This is a genomic window from Streptomyces canarius (assembly GCF_014650735.1).
GTDB classification, from domain to species: Bacteria; Actinomycetota; Actinomycetes; order Streptomycetales; family Streptomycetaceae; genus Streptomyces; species Streptomyces olivaceoviridis.
On sequence record NZ_BMVN01000019.1, the window covers coordinates 84077 to 103008 of the forward strand.

An 18932-nucleotide genomic window follows, 5' to 3' on the forward strand; every position below is an offset into this window, starting at 1 on the left:
GGTCGAGGGGGCCGTCAGCCGAGGCGGGGCGGCTGGGGGCCGGGCGCGGTGGCGACCGGTGTGGGATCCAGGCGGGCCGTGATGACCAGGGTGCCCTCCTCGACCTGGTAGTCCAGCGGCAGGCCCAGGCCGCGCATCGCGGCGACCATGCCGGTGTTGGACGCCTTCGTCACGGCGTACACGCTGTCGCAGCCGGCCTCCGCCGCCAGCGCTACCAGCCGGCCGAGCAGCTCCCCGCCGACGCCGCGCCGCTGCCAGTCGTCCTCGACCAGCAGCGCGACCTCGGTCTCGTCGCCGTCCCACAGCAGGTGCCCGAGGCCGACGATCCGGCCGGAGGCGGTCTGCGCGGCCAGCGTCCGGCCGAAGCGGGGGCTGAGCAGGTGGTTCAGATAGCGGTCCGCGTCGCCGACGGGGCCGTGGTAACGCAGGCCGAGGGTGTGCGGCGAGCACCGGTCGTGCATCGCCCGCGCCGCCACCAGGTCCCCGGTGTCGATCCGGCGCACGGTGATGTGGTCGCCCTCGGGCAGGGTCAGCACATCGTGACCACGGGGGATCCGGGGTCCGAGCCGGGTGTCCAGCTCCACGAGCGCCCGGGCGCGCGCGAACTCGGTCGGGGTGAACGGCAGATACGGCCGCTCCACGGTCAGCACACCGCCCTCGGGCGCCGGCAGCCGCATCACGGTGTCCTCCAGGACCCCTTCGACCGGCACCGGCTCGGGACCCCGGCCGCCCCCGGCCGGGGTGCCGGGCAGCGTCCGGATTGTGCAGCGGCCCAGCAACTGGCGCAGCGCGAGGGGCAGTTCGGCGGTGTCCAGGGCGGTGCGGGCGGCCAGCCCGAGCACCCGGGTGGGCGCGTCGACCAGGTCATGGGCGTCGGCCCGCTCGATCCACGTGTCCGTGCCCCCGGCCAGCGCGACCGCCCGGGTGATCTCGGCCGCGGCGAGCGCGCCCGGCGCCCGCAGCAGGAACTCGTCCACCGTGCCGTCGGCCAGCGGGTGCGTCTGGAGGCTCAGGATGTCCACCCGGCCCTCGGCGAGCGCCGTGCACAGGGTGGCCAGGGAGCCCGGCTCGTCCTTCACCGTCGTCCGCATCCGCCACAGCGCGCCCGTGACCTCGTCGGCGGCGGGCTGCTCGGAAGGCCCGGCCGGCCGCGTCTCGGCGGCCGGCCGGGCACCGGTATCGCTCACCGGCGGCGCGTGTCCGTGGCGGCGTGACCACCACACGTGGAAGCCCGCCGTCGCGGCCAGCACGATGGCCGAGATCATCAGCAGGGCCGGGCCGTCGGGCCCGTGTCCGATCAGGTTGGCCACCGCGTCCGCGACGGCCACGGCGGTGAAGAGCGCGGCGAGTTCGACGACGTCCCGCCGCCAGTGGTGCACGGGCCGCCCGTGCCTCGCCCGGGTCACGTCAGGCATGTCTGGAGTCATGCAGCCACTGTGAAGGAAGGGTGTTGCGTGATCACGAACTGATTGTGACCGATGGGTAAAGCATGCTTCCGTCCTCTTTATTGCATTTTCTACTGTCGAGGGGAAGGGGGACGGGAGCTGGAGCGGGCGCGGGCGTCGCGGTCCGGATCAGGCGGCCACCTCCACCCCGAGGGCGTCCCGCAGCCGCCGCGCCTGAGTGGCCAGCCGGGAGGAGCCGGCACGGTCCGCGGTCTCCGGGAGATGCGGCACGTCTCCCCGGGCCCCGCACCGTTCGGCGCACTCCGCCGCGACGGCCAGCAGGTCCCCGAGGCCCCGGGCCGCCACGGCCGCCGCCTCCGGACGGGCGGTCGCGAGACCCGCCAGCGGAACGGGCAGGGCGTGCCGCAGTACCTCCCACACCGTCGCATGCGCTCCCGTGGCGGCCCCGGTCCGCGCCGACTCGGCCAGCCGCCGCGCCTTCACCGCGCCTCGCCCCACCAGCTCCCCCAGATCCGTGCCCAGCCGCACCGCGTCGAGCTGTCCCCGAGCGGCGAGCACCAGCAGGGCGTCCACCGCGGCGAGCCGGTCCTCGTGGTGCCGCGCGCCGAGTCCGTACGCCACGCACAGGTGGACGGCCTCACCAGCCGCGCCGTCCGCCTCGGCGAGCAGGGGAAGCGCGGCGGCCCCGCGCTCGTCGTCCACGGCCGTCGCGGCCAGGTCGGGCAGCAGCCGCGCCGCGACCAGCTCGCGCCGCTCCGGGAGGACGGCGAGCCAGTGCGGACGTATCGCCTCGTTCCAGTGGGCGCAGTGCCGGCGGTCGGTGAAGACGGACAGCGGCCGGCCGAGCCGGCCGAACTCCTGCGGGAAGCCCGCCCGCAGCTCCGGGACCTCCCCCAGCTCCACGAGGATCCGCACGCCCTTGGTCCGGCGCCGGACCGGGTCCGCGGCGGTGGTGCCCGTACGCAGCCCGTGGGCGAGCCGGCCGCCCAGGGCGGGGGTGCCGGTGGTCAGCCAGCGGGCGAGCCGTCCGCCCTCCCGGGTGCCGAGCGCCTTGGCCCGCGCCGCCGCCTCCCCGGCCGCCGCACGGTCGGTCCTGCGCACGCGCAGCAGGGCCTGGGCGAAGTCGGCGGCGCCGACCCGGGCGTCCAGACGCCGGTACTCCGTGAGGCGGTCCACCAGTTCCGCCGGCTCCAGCAGGCCCGTGCCCCAGGTGGGCGTGGCCAGGAGCAGCGGCAGCGGCTCGGTCCGCAGGCGGTAGGCCACTTCGCGGAGCCGGGCGTCGAAGACCCGGGCGAGCCCGCTGTGCGCGCACTCGTGTTCGTTCGGCCCCTGCCGCACCGCCGCGTGGAGCGTGGCCGTGCTCACCTTGCCGTGCAGGGTGGCGAGGAGCAGATCGAGGCCGTCCCGGGCGTCGACGGTGCCGTAGCGGGTGGTGCCGAACATGTCGTCCACGCGCGGCCACTGGCGGGGCTCGTCCGCCGCCCACCAACGGCGCGCGAGCACCGGTGCGAGCGCCTCGCGCAGCGCGTCCGCGTCCTCGTACGCGTGCCGCACCAGACCGTCCAGCGCCCGCTCGAACGCGGCCACGTCACCGTCGGAGACCAGCAACGCCGACAGCTCCTCGGCCAGTTCTGCCGCCGTCGCCGGCGCCGGCTCCAGCCGTACCGGCTCCGGAGCGGGCGGCAGCACCTCCTCGAACACCTCCTCGGAACCGACCGCGGCGACACCCAGCGCGGCGGCGGCCCGGGTGCGCAGCGCCGGGGTCAGCTGATCCGCGGCCGTGACGAGTTCGCCCCGCTCGGCGGAGTCCAGCCGCTCGGCGTGCCGCTCGACGAGCTTCAGCGCCCGCTCCTGCACCTGGGTGTCCTCGTGCCCGAACGCCTGGGCCACCACCGGCAGCAGCTCCGCCGCCGACGAGGGGGTGCGGGAGAGCACCTTCGCGAGCAGGACCAGCTGGGCCCGCACGAGTTTCTTCTCCGCGCGGAACAGCAGACCTGCGGAAGCCTGGGCCAGTTGTCGCGTCGTCAGGTCACCGTCCAGCGCCAGGGCGGTCAGCACCGTCTGCGCGTGGGAGGCGACCGGGGAGGCCGCGTCGCGGGCGAGCGCCGTCCAGTCCGCGATCCGCGCCCGCTCCTCCTCCCTGGTGAGCGCGAGTTCCGTCAGGAACGGCAGGAAGGTCCGGTGGTCGGTGGGGCCGCCGCCGCGCAGCAGCCGGGCGACGCAGGCGTCGATCAGGGACGTCCGGTCCAGCAGGCCCTCCCCGGCCAGTGCCGCCACGGAGCTCTGCCACCAGCCCGGCCCCTCGTCGAGCAGCCAGCGGGCCTCGCCGACGTCCGAGAGGGTGAACACCCCGCCGACCAGCCGGGCGAGGTGCGGCTCACGGCGCAGCAGATCGGCCATGCCGTCCCGGCTCAGGCTCCGGCCGCTGATGTGCCGGACCCAGCCGATCACATAGGCGTCCGTCACCGGCACCTCGCACCCCGCCCGGCTGACCAGTCCCGCCATCAGCTCGTACCGCACGCGCGCGGAGAGCGGGCGCTGTGCCAGCCGGTGGGCCACATCGGCGAGCCAGGCCGCGTCCCGGCACTCCAGCGCGCGCAGGAGCGCGTCGGTGGGCGCCTGGCTCCAGCGCATGTCGCCCGCCGCGAGCCAGGCGGCGGCCGACGCGGCTCCCGTGTGGCAGGCGGCCCCGGCCAGGTGCAGCGCCCGGCGGACCCGCTCCGCCCCGTTCTCCCAGACCGGAACGCCGCGCAGCTCTGTGCGCAGCTCCTTCAACTCGCCCAGGCAGGCCCGCCGTTGCGCGGCCGGCATGTCCGTCACCAGCCGTAGCACGTCCGCCGTGCTCCCGGCCCGTACCGCCTCCGTCAGCGTGGTCATCGCACACCCCCGTCGATCGCCGTGTCCTGTCCCGGCACGGCGCCCCGCCGCACCATCCGCACCGCCAGCGCGTGCTTGCACGGCCCGCGCCCGCCCCGGTACCTCGCCCACCACAGACAGCTACAGCTGAGCACGCCCGCCTCGTCCCGCACCCGGTGCGCGTGCCCGTCCTCGGCGGTCACCGTCGCCAGGGTGCCGTCCAGGGCCACCGAACCCGCCGCCACCAGGGCCCGCGCCGAGCGCAGCCGCGGGTTGTGCCGCTCGACACGCGCGGAGTCGTAGGGCAGCTCCCGGTGGAAGTAGGCCGCCTCCGCCGTGTCGTAGCCGACGCGTCCCGAGGTGCCGAGGCGGATCAGGGCCGCGCGCACACGCTCGGGTGTCAGTCCGGAGGCCGCCGCGAGACCGGCCACCTCGACGCGGGGTTCCCAGGCCAGCAGCACGGCGATCAGCTCGGCGTCCCCGGCGGCCTCCTCCGTGGCGAGCGCGTCCAGCACGCCGCCCTCGCCCGAGAAACCGCGCGAGGCGTCGGGGGACAGGGTGAGCGTGAGCCGCATGCCGGGCAGGACGGCCTCCCAGGCGGCGGCCGTCGCGGCCGTGCCGCCACCGCCGCGCGCGGGGCCGTGGACCCGCAGGGCCGTGGAGTGCCGCAGCACCCGTTGCAGCGCCGCCAGCCGCTCCGGGCCCGGCAGGCAGACGGCACCCGGCACCGCCCGTGTCGTCGGCCGCAACCCCCGGCCCACCGGCACCACCCAGCGCGGCCCGCCCGGGGCCCGCCGTCCCCCGCCCGCCCTCGGCAGGCCGCGCAGGAACCGCACCGCCTCGTCCGCCGGCAGCTCCGCCCGCAGGTCGAAGCCGGCCGCGATCACCTGGGCCTCGGCGAAGCCGCGCAGCCACCGGTCGGGCAGCGGAACCTTCTTCTCCACGACCGGGCCGTCCAGCGTCGTCACCGCCAGCTCGTCGGGGCCCACCCGAAGATGGAGCGGATCGTCCGTGCCCAGCCGGGACAGGGCCTCGCGCAGTGGGTTGTTGACGTCGACGTTCGTCGTGCCGTGCCCCACCTCGCCGCCGTCGAGGCCCGGGGCGAGCACGTCCAGCCGTGCGTACACGCCGCCGCAGCCCGAGAAGGACTCGAAGCGCAGCCGATCGCCGTTGCCCGTGACCACGGGGTCGAGCGAGGCGCGCAGCTGCGGCTGGTAGTAGCGCGCCGCCGCCACGTCGGCCACGGCCAGCAGCGCCGCAGCGGCGACCTGAGGAGAGGTCAGGAAGCCCGCGAAGAACCGCGGATGGTCCTGCACACCCGTCGGGGTCGCCCCCCGGGACGTTTCCAGCCCGAGCCGGCGCCCGCCCGCGGAGGAATCCAGCACGGAGGGTCGCCGATAGGTCACGGCCTGTAGAGATCGCGTCATGGGAAAACCGTAGAGGCGACCACTGACAATCGGCCTGACCTGCGAAAACGCCCGCTGGGAGGGAGGGTTGGCGGGGGCGGAGCCGGGCCGCGCACCCGGGCGCCGCGCAGTGCCGCGCACCGGAAGCGACACCGGTGCGCGGCACGGTCCGAAGCGTCCGGGAGCGCCTGGCGGCGGCCCCGCGGACGCCCCTACTGACCGACCCGGCCCGGCTGGAGCGTCTGTGTGAACAGCACGGTGCCGTCCTGCTCCCGCAGCCGTACCGTCAGCTCGCCGCTGTCCCCGTCGATGTCGACCTCGCCGAAGAACTGGTAGCCGCCCGCGGGCGAGACGTTCGACGCGGTCGGCGCCTTCACGAACACCCGCTCCGGGCCGAACGTGTCGTCCAGCGCGCTGGCCGGGAACGCGCCGGCGTTCAGCGGTCCCGAGACGAACTCCCAGAACGGCTCGAAGTCGGTGAACGCGGCCCGTGACGGCTGGTAGTGCTGGGCGGAGGTGTGGTGCACGTCCGCCGTCAGCCACAGCGTCCCGGTGATCCGCCGGTGCTTGATGAACCGCAGCAACTCGGCGATCTGCAACTCACGGCCTAGCGGGGCACCCGGGTCGCCCTGGGCCACCGCCTCGAAGTTCGGCCTGTTCTCCACCGGGTCGGGGACGACCAGGCCGAGCGGCATGTCGGCGGCGATCACCTTCCACACCGCACGCGACCGGGCCAGCTCCCGCTTGAGCCACTCCAGCTGCTCCCGGCCGAGGATGCCCTGCGGGTCCACGGTCTGGTCGTCGGGGGAGTTGGCGTTGCGGTAGGTCCGCATGTCGAGCACGAACACGTCCAGCAGCGGGCCCTGGCGCAGCACCCGGTAGACGCGGCCCTCCTTGGTGTCGGGGCTCAGGGTGGAGAGGGGGAAGTACTCGCTGAACGCCCGCCGGGCCCGCGCGGCGAGGACGTCGATGCTCTTCTCGGTGTAGCGGGTGTCCGAGGAGGCGATCACCTCGCCCGGGTACCAGTTGTTGCGCACCTCGTGGTCGTCCCACTGGATGATCGACGGCACCTGGGCGTTGAACCGGCGCAGATTGGCGTCGAGCAGGTTGTAGCGGAAGTTGCCCCGGTACTCGGCGAGGGTCTCGGCGACCTTGGACTTCTCCTCGGTGGTGATGTTCCGCCAGGTGCTGCCGTCGGGCAGTGCCTGGGTGGCGGTGATGGGGCCGTCGGCGTAGATGTTGTCACCGCTGCACAGGAAGAAGTCCGGGTCCAGCTTCGCCATCGCGTCGTAGATGCGGTAGCCGCCGAGGTCGGGGTTGATGCCCCAGCCCTGGCCGGCCAGGTCGCCCGACCACAGGAACCGCACGCCGTCCCGGCGGCGCCGGGAGACCGTGCGGAAGGTGCCGGTCACGGGCTCGCCGGTGCGGCGCGGGTCGTCCGGGTCGGCGAGCAGCACCCGGTAGTGGATCTGCTCGCCGGAGGGCAGACCGTGCAGCCGGGTGGTGCCGGTGAAGTCCGTGCCGGCGCCCAGCAGCGGGCCGTGCCACCTGCGGGGGCTGCGGAACGACTCGGTGGCCGAGGTCTCCACGATCATCCGGGCGGGCCGGTCCGAACGCACCCACACCAGACCGGAGTCGGCGGTCACGTCACCGGTCTGGACGCCCCAGCCCGCCGCGGGCCGTCCGGAGCGGGCGAACGCCGGGGCCGCGCCGAGGCCCACGGGCAGGGTCAGGGCCGCCGACGCGGCGAGGGAGCCGCGCAGAACGCTGCGGCGACCGGGGAGCGGACGGTGGGACATGGCTGCGCCTCCAGGGACGGGATCCGGCCAGTGTGCAGAGCCACACCTACTGGGGCGCTGCGGCGCGCACACGAACCGGAAGTGAACTCCAGTCGGCCGGAGGGCGGTCAGCGGTGCTCAGCGGCTGCCGTCCAGGATGACCCGCGCGACCAGCGCCGGGTCGTCGTTCATCGGGCAGTGGCCGCAGCCGGGCAGCCGCACCAGCCGGGCGTGCGGGATGAGCTGCTTGGCGCGCACGCCCTGGCGGCGCACGAGGATCCGGTCCCGGGTGCCCCAGGCCACCGTGACCGGCAGACCCGACAGGTCGTCGGTGAACCGGACGGTGGTGCCGGCGCGCAGGGTCGCCTCGAAGCCGGTGGCGCCCACGAGCGCGAGCGTCTCGGCGACCACCGCCTCCGGCGGACGGCGCGCGGGACGGGCGTAGATGGTGCTGGTCAGCGCGGTACGGCCGGCCGCCGTGCGGGACAACTGTTCGACCAGCGGGAGCGGGAGCCGCTGGGCGATGCCCCGCATCGCGAGCAGCACCGTGAACGCGTACCGCCGCTCGGCCTCGGACCAGAAACCGGCGGGGGACAGGGCGGTGACGGACCGGACGAGCTTCTCCCGGCCCAGCTCCAGGGCGAGCAGGCCGCCCAGCGAGTTGCCGGCTACGTGCGGACGCTCCAGTTCCAGCGCGTCGAACAGGGCGCCGAGCACGGCGTTGGTGGTGGGCAGGTCGTAGCTCAGGCCGTCCGGGAGCCCCGGGGACGCGCCGAAGCCCGGCAGGTCGACGGCGATCACCTCCCGCTCGGTGGCGAGGATGTCCACGACCGGGTCCCAGGCCTGCCGGTGATGGCCGATGCCGTGCAGCAGGACCAGGGGTTCGCCGCGGCCCACGCGCGCGTAGGACACGCTCACATCGCGCGGGCCGTGCGGGGTGGGGACCTCGAAGGAGACGGTGGCGGACATGGGGTGCTCCTCGGCTGGGCTGCTGACGGACGCCGTAGACAGCTTGTCAGCAATTACTACCGGCCGGTAGCCCTCAGCGTCGTCCCCGTAACACGACCCCGTAACACGCCCCCGTAGCGCGGCCCCTTCGCGCGACCCCGTCGTACGGCCCCTTCGCACGGCCCTGTCGTACGGTCCCTTCGCGCGGCCCCGTCCTACGGTCCTCAACGCGCCCGGCGCACCTCGACGTTGAAGTCGGCGTTCCCGAAGCGGCCGAACAGCGCGAGCCACAGCGGCAGGTACATCTCCACCGCGCGTGCCGACCGGATGCCGCCCAGGTCCAGCACCCGCCCGGCCGGCCAGCCGAACTCCCCGAGCAGTGCCGTCACCTGCTGCTTGGCGCCGGGGTCCGCCCCGCACACGAACACGTGGTGGTCGCCCGGGACCCGCCGCGGGTCCACCATCACCTGGCAGTTGACCGTGTTCAGCGTCTTGACCACGCGCGCGTGCGGGAACGTCCGCTGGATCCGCTCGGCCACGCTGTCCGACTCCACCGGATCCAGCCGCGGCTGACCGTCCTCGAACGCCAGCGGATTGGAGACGTCCACCAGCACCTTGCCGTCCAGGTGCTCCGCGCCCGCAGCCGCCAGCGCGTCCAGCGCCACCCGGCCGCCCACCGCGTTGACGACCACCTCGCCCGCCGCGGCGGCGTCCGCGAACGTCCCCGCGTGCGCCCGGCCGGCCGCGGCCGTCGCCCACTCCGCCGCCACCGGGTTGTCCCGGGAGCGGGACCCCAGGGTCACCTCGTGCCCCAGTTCCAGCAGCCGGCCGGCCAGCGTGCGGCCCACCTCGCCCGTGCCCAGCACCGCGTACCGCATCGCCCACCTCACGGTCACCGGCCGCCGACCGCCGGCGGTCCGCGGTCATTGTGATCCGGACCGCTCCTGGAGCCGGGCATTCCGGGTGGACAGCGCACGGCGTGTCGGCTGGGATGGGCCCCGTGACCGCCGACCTCGCCACCGATGTCTTCGAAGAGCACCGGCCCCTGCTCACGGGGGTCGCGTACCGCATGCTCGGCCGGGTCGCCGACGCCGAGGACGTGGTCCAGGAGGCCTGGCTGCGCTGGTACCAGGCCGACCGCGCGGCGGTCCGCGAACCGCGCGCCTACCTGGTGCGCGTCACCACCCGGCTGGCCATCGACCGGCTGCGCCAGGTGCAGTCGCGCGGCGAGTCGTACGTCGGGCCGTGGCTGCCGGAGCCGTACCTCACCGAGTTCGCCGACACCGCACCGGACACCGCGGACCGCGCGGTGCTCGCCGACACGGTCTCCCTGGCCGTCCTGGTCGTCCTGGAATCGCTGTCCCCGCTGGAACGGGCGGTGTTCGTGCTCCGGGAGGCGTTCGGCTACCCGTACGCCGAGATCGCCACGCTGCTCGACCGCGCCGAGCCGGCGGTACGGCAGCTCGCCGGGCGTGCCCGCCGGCACGTGGCGGAAGGGCGCCCCCGGTACGAGGTGGACCCGGTGCGGCGCCGGGACCTGACCGAGCGTTTCCTCGCCGCCGCGTCCGGGGGCGACCTGGAGGGGCTGATGTCCCTGCTCGCCCCGGACGTCCGGCTGGTCGGCGACAGCGGCGGCAAGGCCAAGGCGCCGGTGCGCGTCCTGCACACCGCCGACAAGGTCGGCCGCTTCCTCGTCGGCGCCGCGCGCTCGGGCCCGGCGGACATCTCCTACCGCCTCCTGGAGACCAACGGCGGCCCGGCCCTGCTCGTCCTGTCCGGCGACAAGCCCGACAGCCTTTTCCAGGTGGACATCGCCGACGACCGCATCACCGCCGTCTACATCGTCCGCAACCCCGACAAGCTGCGGCACCTCACCGGCCACTGAGCCACCGCCCCGCCGCGCGCCCGAGCCCCCGTCGTCCGGCGGGGGCTCCGTCGTGCGACGGGCGCGTTGCCGCGACGTCACACGCACCGCCGCACACGAACGCCGCGTGAACGCCGCGCGCGGGTCAGCCGTCCGTTCACGCAGGGACCGAGGATTGGTCTTGACCAAGGGTGACGGCCGCCCTATCGTCGCAGAGAAGTGCAACAACCTTTAATAAACAAGGGCGCTAAAAACCGCCGGACCACGGCTCTTGCGGAGGACAGGGTGGGGACCACGCAGCTGGAATCGGTACCGGAACCGAAGTACTGGCATCTGAAAACCGTGCTCACCGAGGCACTGGACTCCGAGTTCTCGGTCGGCGAGATCCTGCCCAACGAGCGTGATCTCGCGGCCCGCTTCGGCGTGGCCCGCGCCACGCTCCGCCAGGCACTCGAACAACTGGAACTGGAGGGCCGGCTCCAGCGCCGCCGCGGGGTCGGTACGACCGTCGCGCCCCCGCGCGTGGGCGTGGCCGTCGGCACCGAACAGCACACCTGGCCCGGCGCCGCCGGAGACGCCTGGCAGCCCGTCGACAGCGTGCAGGCGCCACCGCCCGCCGCCGTCGCCGCGGCCCTGGAGACCGGCGCGGACGAGCCCGTCCACACCGTGCGCCGCTCCCGCATGTCCCACGGCCAGCAGGTCGCCACCGAACTGCTCTACATCCCGGCGGTATCCGTGCCCGGCCTGACCGCGATCGACGCCCCGTCCGGCGCGGCACGCGCGCGTGCGGTACTGCGCGAGTTGCAGCACCTGCCGCTGGAAGGGGAGGACCGCGCCGTCGAGCTGGGCTCCGCGCGCGCGGACGACGCCAAGGAACTCGACCGGCTCCCCGGCTCACCCGTCCTCGTCGTCACCACCCGCTTCTTCGTCCAGGGCCGTACGGCGGCGCTCTCGGTCGCGACCTACCGCGCCGACACCTGCCGGCTCACCTTCGGCGAGTCGGCCGGGGTGGAAATACACCACGACCCGGAGAAGCGAGCCTCCTGACGCCGGGCGGACAGCCGCCCCGGGGGCGCGGGGCCGCATTCAGGTGCGGCTCCGCCGCGCGGGCGCGACCCGCGACGAGGCGCCGCACCTGGCAGGACCACCGCACCTGGCAGGACCACCGCAGCGGCAAGAGCGCCGCAGCGGCGGCAGCGCCGCATCAGGCAGGATTCGCTGGACCCGGCACGACCGACGCACCCGGCGCCCTGGTCACCGGCGGGCGGTCACCGTGCCGTCGACCGCCAACAGCTGCTCCTCCACGTGGTCGAGAGCCAGCCGCAGTGCCCCCGTGGCCACGGCCGCCTCCCCCAGCATGGACAGCGCCACCCGGGGCGGCCGCAAGCAGTAGCGGGCCAGCTCGCACCGCAGCGGCTCCAGGACCCCGTCCAGTCCGGCCGCCCACCCCCCGATCACGACCAGCTCCGGATCGAGCGCCAGCACCAGCGCGGCCACGTCGTGCACCAGCCGCTGGATGAACCGCTCCACGGCCGCCCGGGCCCGCTGGTCGCCCTTGCGCGCCAGCGCGAACACCTCGGCCACCGCCTGCTCGTCCAGCGGGTGCAGCGGCTCGTCGGTGGTGGACAGCAGCGCCTCCGGCGTCGCCTCCCGGCCCAGCAGGTGCAGCGCGCCGATCTCCCCGGCCGCCCCGCCGTAGCCCCGGTGCAGCCGCCCGCCGATCAGCGAACCGGCCCCCGGGCTCAGCCCGGCCAGCACGAACACCACGTCGTCCGTCTCGGCCGCCGCGCCCTTCCAGTGCTCGGCGACCGCCGCCGCGTTGGCGTCGTTCTCCACCAGCACCGGACAGCGGAAGGAACGGCTCAGCCGCTCGCCCAGCTTCAGACCCGTCCACTGCGGCAGGGCCGTACCCAGCCGCACCGTGCCGTCCGCCTCCACGATGCCCGGCGTGCCCACGCCCACGGCCCGCAGCGAGCTGCGCGCGACCCCGGCCCGGCGCAGCAGCTCCGCGACCGCGCCGCGCAGCCGGTCCAGCCGCTCGTCCGCCGGGGCCGTCTCGCCGACCTCCTTGGCCTGCGCGCCCAGCACCCGCCCGTCCAGGTCGGACAGGAGCGCGGCGACCCGGTGCGGACCGATCTCCAGGCCCAGCAGATGCCCCGCCTCGGCCCGGAACCGGAACCGCCGGGCGGGCCGCCCCTGCCGCCGGGCACCGCCGTCCTCGGCCGCCGTCTCCACGACCAGGCCGCCCTCGATGAGGCCCTCCACGACGCCCTCGACGGTCGGCCGGGACAGTCCGGTGACGCGGGTGATCTCGGTGAGCGTCGCGCAGTCCGTGGTACGCAGCGCGTGCAGCACCACCGCGGAATTGATCCTTCGCAGCAGCGAGGGATCGCCACCGGTCAGCTGCCCCACCGTCCGTCCTCCCAGCTCGCGGGCGTGTTGGCCGGATCGTACTCGGCCCGGTCCGCCCCCGGCGAGTGTCGGACCCCGCTCGTGGCCGGGCTCTTCGTCACCCAGGTTCCATGAACCCGGACTCGTAGGCCGCGATCACCGCCTGGGTGCGGTCGCGCGCGCCGAGCTTGGCCAGCACGGCGCTCACATGCGACTTCACCGTCTCCGCGCCCACCACGAGCCGGGCGGCGATCTCCGCGTTCGACAGGCCCCGCGCCATCAGCCGCAGCACCTCCGCCTCCCGCTCCGTGAGCCGGGCGTGCGCCGGTGTGGTCGGCGCCGGCCGGGCGCCGTCGCCGTACCGGACGGCGAGGCGTCGCACGGACGCCGGGAACAGCAGCGACTCGCCCTCCGCGACCAGCCGCACCGCGTGCACGATCTCGGCCGGGCGGGCCCGCTTCAGCAGGAAACCGTCGGCACCCGCGCGCAGCGCCTCGTACACGTACTCGTCGTCCTCGAAGGTGGTCACCACGAGGATCTTCGGCGGTTCCGCCACGGTGCGCAGCACCGCGCGCGTGGCCTCGATGCCGTCCATCAGGGGCATCCGCACGTCCATGGCGACCACGTCCGGCCGCAGTCGCCGCACGAGCGGGATGACGGCCGCGCCGTCGGCCGCCTCGCCCACCACCTCGATGTCGGGCTGCGCCTCCAGCACGGCCCGCAGACCCGCGCGGACCAGGGGTTCGTCGTCGACGAGGAGTACGGTGACCGGCATCCGGCCAGCGTAGATCAGCCGACCGGCAGCTCCGCGCGGACCTGCCAGTCGCCCTCGTCCGGGCCGGTCCGGGCGGCGCCGCCGAGCAGCGCCGCCCGCTCCCGTATGCCCCGCAGGCCGTTGCCCCGCCCGGCGCCGGGTATCGCTCCCGGCAGCGGATTGCGGACCTCCAGGGCGAGCGTCCCGTCGCCGACCGTGACCCAGACCCGCACGGGCACGGCCCCCGCGTGCCGCAGCACATTGGTGAGCGCCTCCTGGAGGATGCGGTAGCCCTCGCGGGACACCGGGCCCGGCAGGGCCTCGACCGGACCCGTCACCTCGGCGTCGACCTTCGCCCCCGAGGCCCGCGCCGACTCCAGCAGCCGGCCCGCGTCGGCCAGCGTGGGCCGCGCGCTCACCGGCCGCTCGGCCTCCCGCAGCACGCCCAGCACCCGTTCCAGATCCTCCAGCGCGGCCCGGCCGGTCTCCTCGATGGCGCCCAGCGCCCGGTCGGTGAACTCGGGATCGCCCGCCGCCCGCGCCGCGCCCGCCTGCACCACGGCCACCGTCAGGGCGTGCCCGATCGAGTCGTGCAACTCCCGCGCGATCCGGGTGCGTTCCAGCAACTGCTCGGTGCGCTCCTCCAACGCGGCAAGCCGCTCGGCCGCCGACGGCCCGAGCAGCCGGCGCGCACCGGCGGTGACCAGCTCCCCGAGCCCGACGACCAGCCCGTACAGGGCGAGCAGCGGCAGCGGCGCCAGCAGCGCCCAGGCGCGGTGCGCCGGCAGCCGGTCCAGCAGCGGGACCCCGTCCGGCGCCTCGCCCCACGCGCACCGCGCCAGTTCGAAGCAGAGGACGGGCAGCCACACCGAGGCGAACACGGTCACGGCGCCGAGCAGCATCCGCAGCTCCAGCCACAGCACCGTGCGCAGCCGGTCCCGCCAGGTCGCCGCCGGCGCCTCGGAGATGCCCGGCTCCGGCTCGCCGGGCGTGAGCAGCAGCCTCGCCTGCACCCCCTCGCCCCTGCGCACCGCGGGCACGAGACCGAGCGGGACGAGGAACAGCGCGGGCACCCAGGGGGCCGACGGGACGACGAAGAGCCAGACGCTGACCACCAGCATCGGCACCCACAGATGCAGCAGGCGCGTGTACGTCGTCCCGCACAGCAGCGGGCGCAGAAGGCGAGCCATGACCTCATCGTCGCAGGCGGCACCGACAACGGACCTCCCCCGCACGGGGGAGACGGTCCCCACCGGCGGGGGAGGAGCCAACCGCTCTTCCCGGCGAGGCTGTTGCCATGACCAGCATCGACGTGCGAGACCTCACCAAGGACCACGGCGGCCGGCGCGCCGTCGACCACCTCACCTTCCGCGTGCGCCCCGGCCGGGTCACCGGCTTCCTCGGACCCAACGGCGCCGGCAAGTCCACCACCCTGCGCCTCGTCCTCGGCCTCGACCGGCCCACCGCCGGCACCGCCACGATCGGCGGCCACCCCTACCCGCGGCTCAGCGAACCCCTGCGCAGGGTGGGCGCCCTGCTCGACGCGGGCGCCGCGCACGGCTCCCGCACTGCCCGCGACCACCTGTTGGCCCTCGCCGCGAGCAACCGCATCCCGGCCCGCCGGGTCGACACGGTCCTGGAGGAGACCGGGCTGGCCCCCGTGGCACGGCGCAGGGTACGGACGTACTCCCTCGGCATGCGCCAGCGGCTCGGCATCGCCGCCGCCCTGCTCGGCGACCCCGAGGTCGTCCTGCTCGACGAACCCGCCAACGGACTCGACCCCGAGGGCATCGTCTGGATCCGCACACTGCTGCGCAGGCTCGCCGCCGAGGGCCGTACGGTCCTGGTCTCCAGCCATCTCATGGGCGAGACCGCCGCCTTCGCCGACCACCTGCTGATCCTGGGCCGGGGCCGCCTGCTCGCCGACACACCGGTGCGGGAGTTCATCCACGCGCGCGTACGGCCCCACGTCCGCGTCCGCACCACCGACCCCGCAGCCCTCGCCGACCTGCTCGCCCGGCACGGCCACGACGCCTCCAGGGACGAGGACGGGACCTGGACGGTATGGCACGCGCGCGTGGACGACCTGGGCCGGCTGATGTCCGAGGCGGGCGTCCCCGTCCTGGAACTCTCCGCCCACGAGGCCACCTTGGAGGAGGCCTACCTCGATCTGACCGCGGCCGAGGCCGAGTTCACCGCACAGCCCCAGGAGGCCTGACCATGTCCTTCGTACCCGCGCTCCACGCCGAGTGGATCAAGATCCGTACCCTGCGCTCCCTGCTGGGCGCGCTCGCCGCCGTCCTCGTCGCCACCGCCGCGTTCTCGGCGCTCGCCGCGGCCGACACCGGCGACGCCGACCCGCTGTTCTCGGTGTTCTTCGGCATCAACTTCGGGCAGATCGCCGCCATCGCCTTCGGTACGACGGCCGTCGCGTCGGAGTTCCGCGGCGGCGCGCTCCGTCTGACGCTGTCGGCGGTGCCCGACCGGGGGCGCTGGTTCGCCGCTAAGACGACGGCGATCGCGCTGCCGGCGCTGGCCGTCGGGCTGCTCACCGGGTTCGTCACGCTCCTGGTGGGCCGGGCGGCGCTCGGCGCGTCCGCTCCCGGCTGGGCCGAGGGCGTGCGCGGCGCCGTCGGCTGCGGCCTGCACCTGACGCTGATGACCCTGTTCGCCGCCGGACTCGCGGCCGTGCTGCGCAGCGCCGTCGCGACCCTCTCCGTGCTGATCCCGTTCCTGCTGATCGTCTCCTTCGTCGTCGGCGATCTCTCCGGCGGTGCCGCCGACTTCCTCCCCGACCGGGCCGGCCAAGTCGCCCTGCACAGCACCTGGGACGGCAGCCTCGGCCCGTGGAGCGGGCTCGCGGTGACCGCGCTGTGGACGGCCTCGGCCCTGGTGGCGGGCGGGTGGAGCGTGCGGCGCAGGGATGCCTGACTGACGCACCGCCAATTGTCAGTGCCCCCCGCTTTACTGGATCCCATGGACATCGCGAAGTGCCTGACCCTCATCGACCTGCTGTGCGCCCGGGAGTTCCCGTCGGCATACGGCAGGACGGAGCACGGCGAGAGCGGGCCCGGCTACCACATAGCCGCTTTACAGACGAGCGTGGAGTTCTGGGAGGGCGACGGCAGCGAACGGGAGGAGACGGAGGCGCAGTACGAGGCCGACCGGGACGGCCTCGCGGAGCGGCTCGGGGAGCGGTGGGGCCCACCGCAGCACATCAGCCTGTACAGCACGTTCGACCGGACGATGGCGGGCGAGGACATCGCGGAGCCCTGGGCCGGGCTCAGCGGTCACGTCCCCGACGTCCACCTGTGGCGGGTGCCGGAGACGGGCCGCTGGATCGCCCTCGGGGTGTCCCAGTGGGACAAGGAACTGCCGTTTCAGCTGCTCGGGATAGTGACGGAGACCGACCCGCCGTGACCGGGCGCGCCCGCCGCCTCCCGCAGCCGGGCGAACTCCTGCGCCATCGTCGCCGCCGTCCAGTGCGCGTTCAGCCCGCTGGGGTTGGGCAGTACCCACACCCGGGTGTCCCCGATCGTCCGCTCCTGCGGACCGACCTGGGCCGTGCGGTCACCGAAGGCGGCCCGGTACGCGGTCACGCCGACCACGGCCAGCCACCGCGGCCGCAGCCGCGTCACCTTCTCGGTCAGCAGCCGCCCGCCCTCGACGTACTCCTCGGCGGTCAGCTCGTCGGCCCGCGCGGTCGCCCGCGCCACCACGTTGGTGATGCCGAGGCCGTACGAGAGCAACTCCCGCTGCTCGGCCGGGTTCAGCAGCCGGGGCGTGAAGCCGGACAGGTGCAGAACCGGCCAGAACCGGTTGCCGGGACGGGCGAAGTGGTGACCGGTCGCGGCCGTCATCAGCCCCGGGTTGATGCCGCAGAACAACACCCGGAGGCCATCCGCGACCACGTCCGGGACGAGACGGTCGCGGGCGGCCTCCAGCTCCGCCTTGGTGAAGCGCGGTGAGCGGGGTGCGCCGGTCAGAGGATCGCTCCGGGGGTGTAGCCGGCGGCCTCCGGGTGCTGCTTGACGATCTCCTCGATCCGGCCGAGGACCACACCGACCTGGGCGGCGGCGGCGCCGGTGAAGGAGAGCTTGTCGGCCATCAGCGCGGCCAGCTGCGCGCGGTCGAGCGGCAGCCGCTCGTCGGCGGCGAGCTTGTCGAGCAGGTCGTTGCGCTCGGCGCCCTGCTCACGCATCGCGAGCGCGGTGGCCACGGCGTTCTCCTTGATCGCCTCGTGCGCGACCTCGCGGCCGACCCCGGCCCGCACGGCGCCCATGAGCACCTTGGTGGTGGCCAGGAACGGCAGGTAGCGGTCCAGCTCACGGGCGATGACGGCCGGGAAGGCACCGAACTCGTCGAGGACGGTCAGGAAGGTCTCCAGCAGGCCGTCCAGGGCGAAGAAGGCGTCCGGCAGCGCGACGCGGCGCACCACCGAGCAGGACACGTCGCCCTCGTTCCACTGGTCGCCCGCCAGCTCGCCGGTCATCGAGGCGTAGCCGCGCAGGACGACCATGAGGCCGTTGACGCGCTCGCAGGAGCGGGTGTTCATCTTGTGCGGCATCGCCGAGGAGCCGACCTGGCCCGGCTTGAAGCCCTCGGTGACCAGTTCGTGCCCGGCCATCAGCCGGATCGTCTTGGCCAGCGAGGAAGGCCCCGCCGCCAGCTGCACCAGCGCGGTGACGACCTCGTAGTCCAGCGAGCGCGGGTAGACCTGGCCGACGGAGGTGAACGCCTGCGAGAAGCCCAGGTGGCGTGCGATCCGGTTCTCCAGCTCGGCCAGCTTCGCCGCGTCGCCGCCCAGCAGGTCCAGCATGTCCTGCGCGGTGCCGACCGGGCCCTTGATGCCGCGCAGCGGGTAGCGGGCCAGCAGCTCCTCCACCCGGCCGTGGGCGACGAGCAGCTCGTCGGCGGCGGTCGCGAACCGCTTGCCGAGGGTGGTGGCCTGCGCGGCCACGTTGTGCGAGCGGCCGGCCATGACCAGCTCGGCGTACTCGCCCGCGAGCTTGCCGAGGCGCGCCAGCACGGCCACCGTACGGTCGCGCACCAGCTCCAGCGAGAGCCGGATCTGGAGCTGCTCGACGTTCTCCGTGAGGTCGCGGGAGGTCATGCCCTTGTGCACGTGCTCGTGCCCGGCGAGGTCGTTGAACTCCTCGATCCGCGCCTTCACGTCGTGCCGGGTGACCTTCTCGCGCTCGGCGATCGAGGCCAGGTCGACGGTGTCGAGCACGCGCTCGTAGTCGGCGATCGCCTCGTCCGGCACCTCGATGCCGAGGTCCTTCTGGGCCCGCAGCACGGCGAGCCAGAGCTGACGCTCCAGCTTCACCTTCTGCTCGGGGGACCAGAGTGTGGCGAGCTCGGCGGAGGCGTAGCGTCCGGCGAGGACGTTCGGGATGCGGGGCTTGGCGGGCGCAGAAGTCACGTGTCCAGAGTCTACTGGCGGTTCGTGCAGGCCAGCGCCATGGGTGGGTTCGGCGGAAGCTACGAGACCCCGGTCACCTCGTCGGTGCCGCCCCGCTTCCTCCC

The 18932-nt window shown here is 74.6% G+C and carries 16 protein-coding genes; 5 read left to right on the forward strand and 11 right to left on the reverse strand.

Annotated elements, in window-relative coordinates; all coding sequences use genetic code 11:
- Positions 1-14: 14 nt before the first annotated feature.
- From IE294_RS25535 to IE294_RS25560, 6 genes are all read right to left on the reverse strand, one after another.
- Positions 15-1415: a GNAT family N-acetyltransferase gene (locus IE294_RS25535; protein WP_229917342.1), complete on the reverse strand. Its 1401-nt coding sequence runs from the start codon at positions 1413-1415 to the stop codon at positions 15-17.
- Between the two features lie 159 nt (positions 1416-1574).
- Positions 1575-4283, reverse strand: a complete 2709-nt coding sequence (locus IE294_RS25540; RefSeq protein WP_189889866.1) for a DUF7824 domain-containing protein — start codon at positions 4281-4283, stop codon at positions 1575-1577.
- Positions 4280-5689 (reverse strand): SWIM zinc finger family protein, encoded by a 1410-nt coding sequence (locus IE294_RS25545; protein WP_189889868.1) that lies wholly within the window; start codon positions 5687-5689, stop codon positions 4280-4282. The genes IE294_RS25540 and IE294_RS25545 overlap by 4 nt, the downstream gene beginning before the upstream one ends.
- A 191-nt stretch (positions 5690-5880) precedes the next feature.
- On the reverse strand, positions 5881-7467 hold the full coding sequence (locus tag IE294_RS25550; RefSeq protein WP_189889870.1) for an alkaline phosphatase D family protein: 1587 nt from the start codon (positions 7465-7467) through the stop codon (positions 5881-5883).
- Between the two features lie 117 nt (positions 7468-7584).
- On the reverse strand, positions 7585-8415 hold the full coding sequence (locus IE294_RS25555; protein WP_189889872.1) for an alpha/beta fold hydrolase: 831 nt from the start codon (positions 8413-8415) through the stop codon (positions 7585-7587).
- Between the two features lie 203 nt (positions 8416-8618).
- Positions 8619-9272 (reverse strand): NADPH-dependent F420 reductase, encoded by a 654-nt coding sequence (locus IE294_RS25560; protein ID WP_189889874.1) that lies wholly within the window; start codon positions 9270-9272, stop codon positions 8619-8621.
- Positions 9273-9394: 122 nt separating this feature from the next.
- Here IE294_RS25560 and IE294_RS25565 point away from each other — a divergent pair, with 122 nt between their 5' ends.
- Entirely contained in the window at positions 9395-10279 is an 885-nt protein-coding gene (locus tag IE294_RS25565) for an RNA polymerase sigma-70 factor (RefSeq protein WP_189889876.1), read from the forward strand.
- 264 nt (positions 10280-10543) lie between these two features.
- Positions 10544-11305 carry a GntR family transcriptional regulator gene (locus tag IE294_RS25570; protein WP_189889878.1) on the forward strand — a complete coding sequence of 254 codons (762 nt, stop codon included), beginning with the start codon at positions 10544-10546 and terminating at the stop codon, positions 11303-11305.
- Between the two features lie 207 nt (positions 11306-11512).
- Here the strand turns inward: IE294_RS25570 and IE294_RS25575 are convergent, their stop codons facing one another.
- The 3 genes from IE294_RS25575 to IE294_RS25585 form a co-directional block, all read right to left on the reverse strand.
- Positions 11513-12670, reverse strand: a complete 1158-nt coding sequence (locus IE294_RS25575) for an ROK family transcriptional regulator (RefSeq protein WP_189889880.1) — start codon at positions 12668-12670, stop codon at positions 11513-11515.
- Positions 12671-12767: 97 nt separating this feature from the next.
- On the reverse strand, positions 12768-13424 hold the full coding sequence (locus tag IE294_RS25580; protein WP_189889882.1) for a response regulator transcription factor: 657 nt from the start codon (positions 13422-13424) through the stop codon (positions 12768-12770).
- Positions 13425-13438: 14 nt separating this feature from the next.
- Complete coding sequence (locus tag IE294_RS25585) at positions 13439-14593, reverse strand: sensor histidine kinase (protein WP_189889884.1); 1155 nt, start codon at positions 14591-14593, stop codon at positions 13439-13441.
- 107 nt (positions 14594-14700) lie between these two features.
- Between IE294_RS25585 and IE294_RS25590 the strand changes: the two genes are divergently transcribed.
- Genes IE294_RS25590 through IE294_RS25600 form a run of 3 tightly spaced genes read left to right on the forward strand, consistent with a single transcriptional unit; the run spans position 14701 to position 16823 of the window.
- The gene (locus IE294_RS25590) at positions 14701-15621 is read left to right on the forward strand and encodes an ATP-binding cassette domain-containing protein (protein ID WP_189889886.1); all 921 of its coding nucleotides are present in this window, start codon (positions 14701-14703) and stop codon (positions 15619-15621) included.
- Positions 15622-15623: 2 nt separating this feature from the next.
- Positions 15624-16334 carry an ABC-2 transporter permease family protein gene (locus IE294_RS25595; protein ID WP_189889887.1) on the forward strand — a complete coding sequence of 237 codons (711 nt, stop codon included), beginning with the start codon at positions 15624-15626 and terminating at the stop codon, positions 16332-16334.
- 45 nt (positions 16335-16379) lie between these two features.
- Positions 16380-16823, forward strand: coding sequence for a hypothetical protein (locus IE294_RS25600; protein ID WP_189889889.1), 444 nt, complete (start codon positions 16380-16382; stop codon positions 16821-16823).
- On the opposite strand, the gene mug is transcribed toward IE294_RS25600, so the two are convergent.
- Positions 16784-17314, reverse strand: a complete 531-nt coding sequence (gene mug / locus IE294_RS25605; RefSeq protein ID WP_268252810.1) for a G/U mismatch-specific DNA glycosylase — start codon at positions 17312-17314, stop codon at positions 16784-16786. The genes IE294_RS25600 and mug overlap by 40 nt on opposite strands.
- A 71-nt stretch (positions 17315-17385) precedes the next feature.
- Positions 17386-18828: an adenylosuccinate lyase gene (gene purB / locus IE294_RS25610; protein WP_189889891.1), complete on the reverse strand. Its 1443-nt coding sequence runs from the start codon at positions 18826-18828 to the stop codon at positions 17386-17388.
- Positions 18829-18932: the final 104 nt, after the last annotated feature.